Origin of the sequence: Lentzea kentuckyensis, from assembly GCF_002150765.1 — a bacterium.
Taxonomy (GTDB): domain Bacteria; phylum Actinomycetota; class Actinomycetes; order Mycobacteriales; family Pseudonocardiaceae; genus Lentzea; species Lentzea kentuckyensis.
Genome location: NZ_MUYM01000037.1, coordinates 64,593 through 72,585, shown reverse-complemented (window position 1 = coordinate 72,585; position 7,993 = coordinate 64,593). Strand labels below are relative to the sequence as shown.

Here is a 7,993-nt window from a genome sequence, read left to right as displayed (position 1 = left end):
CTCGTCACCGGTGACGAGCGTGACCTTGGTGGTCAGCCCGTCCGCGCGCACTTCCGGGTCCGGCGCGGCGGACGCCGTGGAAACAGGAACGGCTGCCGTGGCGGCTACCACGACAGCCGTCAGACCTGCGGCTATGTGTGATCGTTTCAATGCGAACTCCCCTGGTTCACTGCGGAGCTGTATCAGCCCTCAGTGACTGAGACCCTTCCCAGGGTGATCGCGTTGTACGCCAGGTCACATCAACGGTTCACAGAACAGCCCGGTCGACCGCCGCCTCCACGTGCAGACGGGTCGTCGGGAACACCGGGAGCGGCACGTCCGCCTGGCCGATCAGCAGCTCGATCTCGGTGCAGCCGAGGATGATCCCCTCGGCACCCTCGAACCGGGAGATCACGTCCTGGTAGGCGCGGCGGGACTCGTCGCGGACGACGCCGAGGCACAGCTCCTCGTAGATGATCCGGTGCACCGTCGCGCGGTCCTGCGCGGACGGCAGCAGGACGCGCAACCCGTGCGACTCCAGGCGTTCGCGGTAGAACGGCTGGTCCATGGTGAACCCGGTGCCGAGCAGCCCGACCGTGGTCAGGCCCGCGTCCTTGATGGCCTGGGCGGTCGTGTCGCCGAGGTGCAGCACCGGGATGTCGACGGCGGCCTGGACCTGGTCGAACACCTTGTGCATGGTGTTGGTGCAGATCAGCAGGAAGTCCGCCCCGGCAGCCTGCACGCCCGCGGCGGCCTCGGCGAGCGCCTTGCCGGCGTCGTCCCAGCGGCCCTCGACCTGCATGCGTTCGATCTCGGCGAAGTCCACGGAATGCAGCACGATCCTGGCGGAGTGCAGGCCGCCGACGCGTTCGCGTACCAGCACGTTCGCCAGCCGGTAGTACTCCGCGCTGCTCTCCCAGCTCATCCCGCCCAGCATCCCGATCGTCAGCATGGGCCCCAGTCAAGCACTCCAGTGCGGGTCGCGGCCGGTCCGCGCCAGCAGCCGCTGCATCGGCGAGGCGTCCGCCGGTGCGTCGACCGGGGCCTTGAACACGTTCCACTCGATGGCCGTCGGTCCCATCTGGTCGACGAGCTTCTCGACCTCGGCGAACACCTCGGGGTCCGGCTCGAAGTCCTGGCCGGTCGCCTGGGCGAGGTCGCTGGCGTGGATGGTGAGGTCGAGCAGCGCGAGGCCACCGACGGTCTGCGCGGGCATCTGCATGTTGCCGGCGATGCCCTCGTCCGCACCGGGCTGTCCCCACGCCTCGACGAGCTTCGCGGTCTCCGCCGGGTACTGCGCGCGCCAGTCCGGGTAGTTCGGGGTGTGGCTGAAGTCGGCGTCCTGCTTGACGGCGAGCCTCTGGAACTCGACGACGACGTGCAGCAGGTGGTCGAGCAGGGCGCGGACGTCGTAGTCGGCGCACGGGGTGGGCTTGGTCAGGTCGTCGTCACCGATGTTGGCGATGACGGGCAACGCGTGGTCGCGGGCGCGGTCGAGCAGAACGCTGAGCTTCATGTTGTCGACGTTAGGAGTGCGCGGTTCGGCGTTCTTGAAGAAACGCGCCAACCTAGGATCTGTGCCGTGCAGCAGGGGCCGCGTCGTGACACCAGAGGGATCGTGGACGCGCGCGAGTTGTTCGCTCGTGTGCGGTTCCGGCGCCGCATGCCGTGCACGGAGTTGCAGCCGTATCTGGAGCACTACTGGCTGATCGACGGTCAGCTCGACGCGCCGTACACCACACACGTCGTGCCGCATCCATCCGTGAACGTCGTCTTCGAACACGGGCACGCACAGCCGGAGATCGCCGGTGTCGGGCTCGGGTTGTTCAGTCGCGTGCTGTCCGGGCGGATTCGCGTGGCGGGAGTGCAGTTCCGGCCGGGCGGGTTCCGGCCGTTCCGCGCCGAGCCGGTGTCGCACTGGACCGGCAAGCACGTGCGGCTCGACGTGCCCGCCTCTACCGTGCTCGACCTGGAGGACGAGGACGACCGGGTCGCCGCGCTCGACGCGTTCCTGCTGGGGATGGGACCAGTGGCCGATCCCCAGGCGACGCTCGCGATGGAGCTGGTCCAACGGATCCGCGACGACCGGGAGATCCGGCGGGTAGCGGACTTCGCCCAGGACTGCGGTGTCGCGGTGCGGACGATGCAACGGCTGTTCGCGGACTACGTCGGGGTGAGCCCGAAGTGGGTCATCCTGCGGTATCGCATCCACGAGGCGTTGGAGCGCGCGGAGTCCGAGGTGGAGTGGTCCCGGCTGGCCGCCGATCTCGGGTACAGCGACCAGGCGCACCTGGTGCGCGACTTCACCCAGACCGTTGGAGTGTCTCCAACGGCTTATGCGCGGGCACTTAGCTGAAGTACTCGCACAGCTCGATGAGGACGCCCTCGGGGCCGCGCACGTAGCAGGTCCGAAGGATTCCCTCGTAGTTCTCGACGTTCCTGACCACCTCGGCGCCGTGCGGCTTGATCCGGGCGAGGGTGTCGTCGAGGTCGTCCACGACGAACGCGACGTGGCGCAGCCCCAGGGCGTTGATCGGCGCGTGCGAGCTGCCGTCGATGCTCCGCGGGGTCTGGAACTCGCTGAACTCGATCCGGTACCGGTCGTCCGGGGTGCGCATCATCGCGATGTCGCTGCGGGAGCCGTCGAGTCCGATGACGCCGTCGACGAACTCACCTTCCATGTGCGCCTTGCCTTCCAGCTCCATGCCGAGGGCTTCGAAGAACGCGACGGCGGCCGCGAGGTCGGTGACGGTCAGGCCGAGGTGGTGCATGCTCTTGATGGTCATGCTCCAGGGACGGAGCCCACGGCCGGACTTCGACGTCAAAAGTGGTCCAACTTCACGAGCGGTTTTTGGCTCTCCTGTCTGGACCGCTTTGACGGCAGAGTTCACCGGCATGAGCCTCGCATTCCTGGTCACGACGTTGATCGCGGTCGCCACCCCCGGCACCGGTGTGCTGTACACGCTGTCGGCCGGTCTCGCGCACGGACGCAAAGCGAGCGTCATCGCGGCGTTCGGCTGCACTTTGGGGATCGTGCCGCACGTCTTGGCGACCGTGACGGGTCTTGCGGCGTTGTTGCACGCGAGCGCGCTGGCGTTCGAGATCGTGAAGTACCTGGGTGTCGCATATCTGGTGTACCTGGCGTGGATGACGTTGCGGGACAAGAGCGAACTCGTCGTGGACACCGCTGCGAACACCGCTGGCGCGCCGGCGTCCGCGCGGAAGATCGTGGTGTCGGCCGTGCTGATCAACTTGCTCAACCCGAAGCTGACGATCTTCTTCGTGGCGTTCCTGCCGCAGTTCGCGACGGGCTTCGGGCAGATGCTCCAGCTCAGCGCGGTGTTCATGGCGCTGACGTTCGTGGTGTTCGCCGTGTACGGGGTGTTCGCGGCGTCGATGCGCGACCGGGTGCTGGCCCGGCCGCGAGTGATGGTGTGGCTGCGCCGGTTCTTCGCCGCGTCGTTCGCCGCACTGGGCCTGAAGCTGGCTCTCACGTAATTCGGTGGACGCGATCACGCCGCACTCCTACGGTTCCGGTGACCGTGACTCGACGCCAGGAGGTGAGACCCATGAACGCTGTTTCGATGTGGGTGCTCCCCTCGTCGTCACGGTCGGGCGACTGACGTAGGGGTTGCCGGGAGCGCCTTGAACAGGCACTTCAGAAAGGCGACCCCACCATGAACACTGTGCGTTTCACCGCGGGCGAACCCGCGGTGGAGATCACCCGCATCACGCCGGGACTGTGGCACGCGCTGGACGACGACCGGGTGACCGGCCGCGGCGAGGCCACCACGCGACCGGACGGGCGGGTCTTCCTCAGCGTCGACGCCTGGCACCGCTCGGTCTTCGACCAGCTCGCCCACACGATGCTGGCGGCTCTGCCGGAGCCGCTGCACACCGTGGTCGACGAAACCGATCACGAGCTGGTCGACTGCTGGCGTCGCGCCGGAATGACGATCCGGCGGCGCGAGTGGGAGTACGTAGTGCCCACCGATCCGCGCGTCACCGGCCAGGCCGTCCCGCCACCGGGCGTCACGATCGAGCCCGCCGAGGACGGCCCGCTGCGAGAGCTGGACCGCGTGATCCGTGCCGAGGTCGAGGAAACCGTTGGCTGGCAGGAGATGCCGGCCGAGGTGATGGTCCGGCCGGCCGGCGACACGTCGATGTACACCGTGGCCGCCGAGCACGGTCGGTACGCCGGCCTGGTGCGGGTGGTGCAGATGACGCGCCTGCCCCGGATCGGGCTGATCGCCGTCCGCGCCGCACGACAGCGCCGCGGCATCGCCCGCGCGCTGCTGACCGACGTGCTCGGCGTCCTGCACCAGGCGGGCATCGAGACGGCGTCGGCCGAGGTGAACGAGACCAACGTGGCGGCGACGGCGTTGTTCGAGAGCATTGGCGCCCGGCGGGCGACCAGCACCGTGGAGCTGGTGCGCCATGGCAGGTAAGGGCGGTATCGAGGTCGAGGGCACCGTGATCGAGTGCCTGCGCGACGCCAGGTTCACGGTCGAGCTGCCGAACGGGCACCACGTCCTGGCCCACATCAGCGGCAAGATCAGGAAGAACTTCATCAGGATCCTGCCGTACGACCGGGTCCTGGTGGAGCTGAGCCCCTATGACCTGAACCGGGCCCGGATCCTGTTCAGGTACCGCAGCTAGCGCACCGTCGCACTGACGCCCGTTCACTCACACGAACCCCACCTACCCCATTTTTCGGTACGCGGGGACCCCGCGTATCCCTGAAGCGGACGAAAGGCCCCCGCGTGCCAGTCGGCAGGAGGGGCGGCGGGTGCGGAGTGTGACGGGTGGGCGCTGCTTGACTCGAACGGGGTTGGCGTGGCGGAGGAGTCAGATGCAGGCGGCGGCGCGTTCCAGCAGCAGCTTCTTTTCGCGTTCGTTGCGGGTGAGGGCGGCGGCCTTCTCGAACTCGGTCTTGGCCTCCTGGGTGCGGCCGAGTTTGAGCAGGAAGTCGCCGCGCACGCTGGGCAGCAGGTGGTAGCCCTTCAACGCCTTGTCGCCGGCGATCTCGTCCACCAGGGCGAGGCCGGCGGCGGGCCCGAAGGCCATCGACAACGCCACCGCGCGGTTGAGCTCGACGATCGGGGACGGCGAGATCTGCGCCAGCACCTGGTAGAGCGTGGCGATGCGCTGCCAGTCGGTGTCCTCGGCCCTGCGCGCCCGGCCGTGACACGCGGCGAGCGCGGCCTGCACGTAGTAGGGGCCGGGCGGCTGGTTGAGCGCCTCGGCTCGTTCGAGTGCCTTGAGGCCGCGGCCGATGAGCAGCCAGTCCCACTTGCCTCGGTCCTGGTCCAGCAGCAGCACGGGTTCGCCGCCAGGGCCGGTGCGGGCCTTGGTGCGGGAGGCCTGGATCTCCATCAGCGCGACCAGACCGTGGACCTCGGCCTCCTTCGGCGCGAGCTCGGCCAGCACCCGGCCGAGCCGCAGCGCCTCGGCGCAGAGTTCGGGGCGCAGCCAGTCGTCGCCCTGGGTGGCGGAGTAGCCCTCGTTGAAGATCAGGTAGAGAACCTCGAGGACGCTCGCGAGCCGGGGCGCGAGTTCGGGGCCTTCTGGAACCTCGAACGGCACGCCGGCGTCGGCCAGGGCCTTCTTGGCCCGCACGATCCGTTGCGCGACGGTCGCGTCGCTGACCAGGAACGCGCGGGCGATCTCCTCGGTCTTGAGGCCGCCCAGCATCTTCAGCGTCAGCGCGACCCGGGCCTCGGTGCCGAGCACCGGGTGGCAGGCGGTGAAGATGAGGCTCAGCAGATCGTCGCCGATCTCGTCCTCGATGCCCTCGCTGGCGTCCGGCGTGGCCTCCTGGACGTCGCGGCCGATCTCCTCGACCTTGCGGTTGAAGTTCTCGCGCCGCCGGATCTGGTCGATGGACCGCCGTTTCGCCGTGGTCATGAGCCACGCGCCGGGGTTGCGCGGCACGCCCTCCGCCGGCCACTGCTCCAGCGCCGCGACCAGCGCGTCCTGTGCCATCTCCTCGGCGAGGCCGACGTCGCGGGTGTACCGGGCGAGCGCGGCGATGACCTTCGCCGACTCCATCCGCCAGACCGCGTCGATGGTGCGATGCACCGAGGTGGTTGCCCCCATGAGGGCATCAGACCACAGCCACCTGACGTATTTCCACGACGCACACCGGAAGGGGGATGCGCCTGATCCGCTCGACCGCCTCCTCGCGGTCGCGGACGTCGATCAGCCAGTACCCGGACACCCCGCACGCGTCCGGCACCAGGTCGCCCGCGTCGAGCAGGACGCCCGCGCGCAGCAGCGCGTCTCCGTTCAGCGCTGCCAACGGTTTCGGGCTCCTGACGAACACCATGAACCGCACCGGACCTCCTCGTTCGCTCCCCTTGTGAGGACGTCGAACGAGGAGGTGCCGAAATCGACGCGAAGATCAGGCCGTGAAGTCGTCCACGTGATCACGTGCCCACTGCGCGAACGTCCGGTACGGCTTGCCGGTGACGGCCTCGAAGTCCGGCCGCACGACGTACTCGTAGTCGGCGAAGTCGTCGGGCTCGCCGCCCTCGTAGCCGTTGAGTCCGAGGATGTAGCGGGCGATTTCCTCGGGCCAGCCGACGCTCACGTAGTAGGCGAGCGCCTCGTCCACGGTGACGTTCCGGAACGTCAGGTCGCGCCCGATCGCCGCGCCGATGGCCCGCGCCATGTCCCGTTGCGTGAGCTGCGGCGGCCCGGACAGGTTGTAGGCCCTGCCCGCATGGCCGTCCTCGGTCAACGCCCTGATCGCGACCTCGGCGATGTCGGCCTCGTGGATCGGCTGGCCGAACTCGTCCGGGCTGGGATGCACGATCGTGCCGTCCGCGCGGATCGACGGACCCCACAGGTCGATCTTGTTGGCCGCGAACTCGCCGGGACGCAGGTGGGTCCACTCCGCGCCGGACGCCTCGACGGCCTGCTCGACCGGCAGGTGGTGGGTGGTGTCGTAGCCGTAGGTCACCGCGCCCGAGGACAGCGTCACGATCCGGCGCACACCGGCTTTCACGGCTCGTTCGACGACTTCTCGCGCGGTCGGCGGGTGCACGAACAGGTGGAGCTTCTCCACGCCGTCGAACGGGATGCTGTCCGGGTCGTCGAGGTCGGCCTTGACGACTTCCACGTGTGCCGGGAAGTTCGCCCTGTCCGGGTCGCGGGTGATGGCCCGGACGTCCGTGCCGAGCCCCCGCACCACCAGGCGGCCGACGTTGCCCGTCGCACCGGTCACCAGGATCGTCATCGCATGCCCCCTTCGATCCCGTCCAGCAGCTTCTCGAGCCCGTAGTCGAAGGAGTCGCGCACGTTGTCCGCGAGCGTGCCCCCGGTGTCGTACGCCCCGGCGTTCCACAGGGTCGTCATCGTCGGGTAGCGCTCGACGTCGAAGTAGTCGTCCCAGAACACCTGCCGCGCGCCCCACCACGAGTCACCGGACTCGCCGGTGCTCGCCGCGAGCTGTTGATCGTCCACTTCGGACGCCGCCGCGCCGTGCACGAAACCCTCGACGGCGATGTGCGCCACCGTGACCTGCCTGGGCTCCAGCCCGGAGTCGGCGAGAGCGGCCAGCACGAACTCCTGGCCGTCCATCAGCCCCGGCCCGAGCGGCGGCCGCACCATCGACACGTCCCGCATCCACGGGTGTGCCCGGTAGACCGCGCGGGTGCGGTCGGCGTAGTGCTTCACGCGCTCGCGCCACGTGCCGTCTGGCGTGAGGTCGCGTTCCTGCAGCACGGTGTCGGCCATCAGGTCGATCAACTCGGCCTTGCCGGGAACGTGCGTGTAGAGCGACATCGTGCCGACGGTCAGTTCCTGCGCGACGCGGGCCATCGACATCGCGCCGAGCCCTTCGCGGTCGGCCACCGCGATCGCCGCGGTGACGATCTGGTCGACGCTCACCTTGGGCTTCCTGCCGACCGGCTTCGGCTCCGGCGGCCTGCGCCAGAGCAGCGCGAGCGTCCTGACCGGGTCTCCCCCGCCGCTGCGTTCGGCGGCCATCCGTCCACCCCATTTCCGTAGG

Annotated in this window: 11 protein-coding genes; 4 read left to right on the top strand and 7 right to left on the bottom strand. The window is 69.0% G+C overall.

Annotated features, from left to right (window positions below):
• Window positions 1-247 precede the first annotated feature (247 nt).
• Together B0F77_RS19475 and B0F77_RS19470 are read right to left on the bottom strand one after the other, a co-directional pair.
• Entirely contained in the window at window positions 248-931 is a 684-nt protein-coding gene (locus B0F77_RS19475) for an aspartate/glutamate racemase family protein (protein ID WP_086664340.1), read from the bottom strand.
• A gap of 9 nt (window positions 932-940) precedes the next feature.
• The gene (locus tag B0F77_RS19470; RefSeq protein ID WP_086664356.1) at window positions 941-1,495 is read right to left on the bottom strand and encodes a TIGR03086 family metal-binding protein; all 555 of its coding nucleotides are present in this window, start codon (window positions 1,493-1,495) and stop codon (window positions 941-943) included.
• A 66-nt stretch (window positions 1,496-1,561) separates the two neighbouring features.
• Between B0F77_RS19470 and B0F77_RS19465 the strand changes: the two genes are divergently transcribed.
• Window positions 1,562-2,335, top strand: coding sequence for a helix-turn-helix domain-containing protein (locus B0F77_RS19465; RefSeq protein ID WP_211293875.1), 774 nt, complete (start codon window positions 1,562-1,564; stop codon window positions 2,333-2,335).
• On the opposite strand, the gene B0F77_RS19460 is transcribed toward B0F77_RS19465, so the two are convergent.
• A complete protein-coding gene (locus tag B0F77_RS19460) occupies window positions 2,328-2,765 on the bottom strand; it encodes a VOC family protein (RefSeq protein ID WP_086664339.1) in 438 nt (145 codons plus the stop codon). The genes B0F77_RS19465 and B0F77_RS19460 overlap by 8 nt on opposite strands.
• 109 nt (window positions 2,766-2,874) lie before the next feature.
• Between B0F77_RS19460 and B0F77_RS19455 the strand changes: the two genes are divergently transcribed.
• The 3 genes from B0F77_RS19455 (at window position 2,875) to infA (ending at window position 4,638) form a co-directional block, all read left to right on the top strand.
• The gene (locus B0F77_RS19455) at window positions 2,875-3,477 is read left to right on the top strand and encodes a LysE family translocator (RefSeq protein ID WP_086664354.1); all 603 of its coding nucleotides are present in this window, start codon (window positions 2,875-2,877) and stop codon (window positions 3,475-3,477) included.
• 179 nt (window positions 3,478-3,656) lie between these two features.
• Entirely contained in the window at window positions 3,657-4,427 is a 771-nt protein-coding gene (locus B0F77_RS19450) for a GNAT family N-acetyltransferase (protein WP_086664338.1), read from the top strand.
• Window positions 4,417-4,638: a translation initiation factor IF-1 gene (gene infA, locus B0F77_RS19445; RefSeq protein WP_086664337.1), complete on the top strand. Its 222-nt coding sequence runs from the start codon at window positions 4,417-4,419 to the stop codon at window positions 4,636-4,638. The genes B0F77_RS19450 and infA overlap by 11 nt, the downstream gene beginning before the upstream one ends.
• Window positions 4,639-4,827: 189 nt before the next feature.
• Here the strand turns inward: infA and B0F77_RS19440 are convergent, their stop codons facing one another.
• From B0F77_RS19440 to B0F77_RS19425, 4 genes are all read right to left on the bottom strand, one after another.
• Window positions 4,828-6,078 carry an RNA polymerase sigma factor gene (locus B0F77_RS19440; RefSeq protein ID WP_086664336.1) on the bottom strand — a complete coding sequence of 417 codons (1,251 nt, stop codon included), beginning with the start codon at window positions 6,076-6,078 and terminating at the stop codon, window positions 4,828-4,830.
• 7 nt (window positions 6,079-6,085) lie between these two features.
• Window positions 6,086-6,316, bottom strand: coding sequence for a YciI family protein (locus tag B0F77_RS19435; RefSeq protein WP_086664335.1), 231 nt, complete (start codon window positions 6,314-6,316; stop codon window positions 6,086-6,088).
• A gap of 66 nt (window positions 6,317-6,382) precedes the next feature.
• Entirely contained in the window at window positions 6,383-7,219 is an 837-nt protein-coding gene (locus B0F77_RS19430) for an NAD(P)H-binding protein (protein WP_086664334.1), read from the bottom strand.
• Window positions 7,216-7,971 (bottom strand): TetR/AcrR family transcriptional regulator, encoded by a 756-nt coding sequence (locus tag B0F77_RS19425; RefSeq protein ID WP_086664333.1) that lies wholly within the window; start codon window positions 7,969-7,971, stop codon window positions 7,216-7,218. Before B0F77_RS19425 ends, B0F77_RS19430 begins: the two co-directional genes overlap by 4 nt.
• Between the last annotated feature and the right edge of the window lie 22 nt (window positions 7,972-7,993).

What these genes read in the sequence shown, in the direction of transcription:
- B0F77_RS19470 (WP_086664356.1), bottom strand. Translation starts at nt 1,495, where the DNA reads ATGAAGCTCAGCGTTCTGCTCGACCGCGCCCGCGACCACGCGTTGCCC.
- B0F77_RS19460 (WP_086664339.1), bottom strand. Translation starts at nt 2,765, where the DNA reads ATGACCATCAAGAGCATGCACCACCTCGGCCTGACCGTCACCGACCTC.
- infA (WP_086664337.1), top strand. Translation starts at nt 4,417, where the DNA reads ATGGCAGGTAAGGGCGGTATCGAGGTCGAGGGCACCGTGATCGAGTGC.
- B0F77_RS19440 (WP_086664336.1), bottom strand. Translation starts at nt 6,078, where the DNA reads ATGGGGGCAACCACCTCGGTGCATCGCACCATCGACGCGGTCTGGCGG.
- B0F77_RS19455 (WP_086664354.1), top strand. Translation starts at nt 2,875, where the DNA reads ATGAGCCTCGCATTCCTGGTCACGACGTTGATCGCGGTCGCCACCCCC.
- B0F77_RS19475 (WP_086664340.1), bottom strand. Translation starts at nt 931, where the DNA reads ATGCTGACGATCGGGATGCTGGGCGGGATGAGCTGGGAGAGCAGCGCG.
- B0F77_RS19450 (WP_086664338.1), top strand. Translation starts at nt 3,657, where the DNA reads ATGAACACTGTGCGTTTCACCGCGGGCGAACCCGCGGTGGAGATCACC.
- B0F77_RS19425 (WP_086664333.1), bottom strand. Translation starts at nt 7,971, where the DNA reads ATGGCCGCCGAACGCAGCGGCGGGGGAGACCCGGTCAGGACGCTCGCG.
- B0F77_RS19430 (WP_086664334.1), bottom strand. Translation starts at nt 7,219, where the DNA reads ATGACGATCCTGGTGACCGGTGCGACGGGCAACGTCGGCCGCCTGGTG.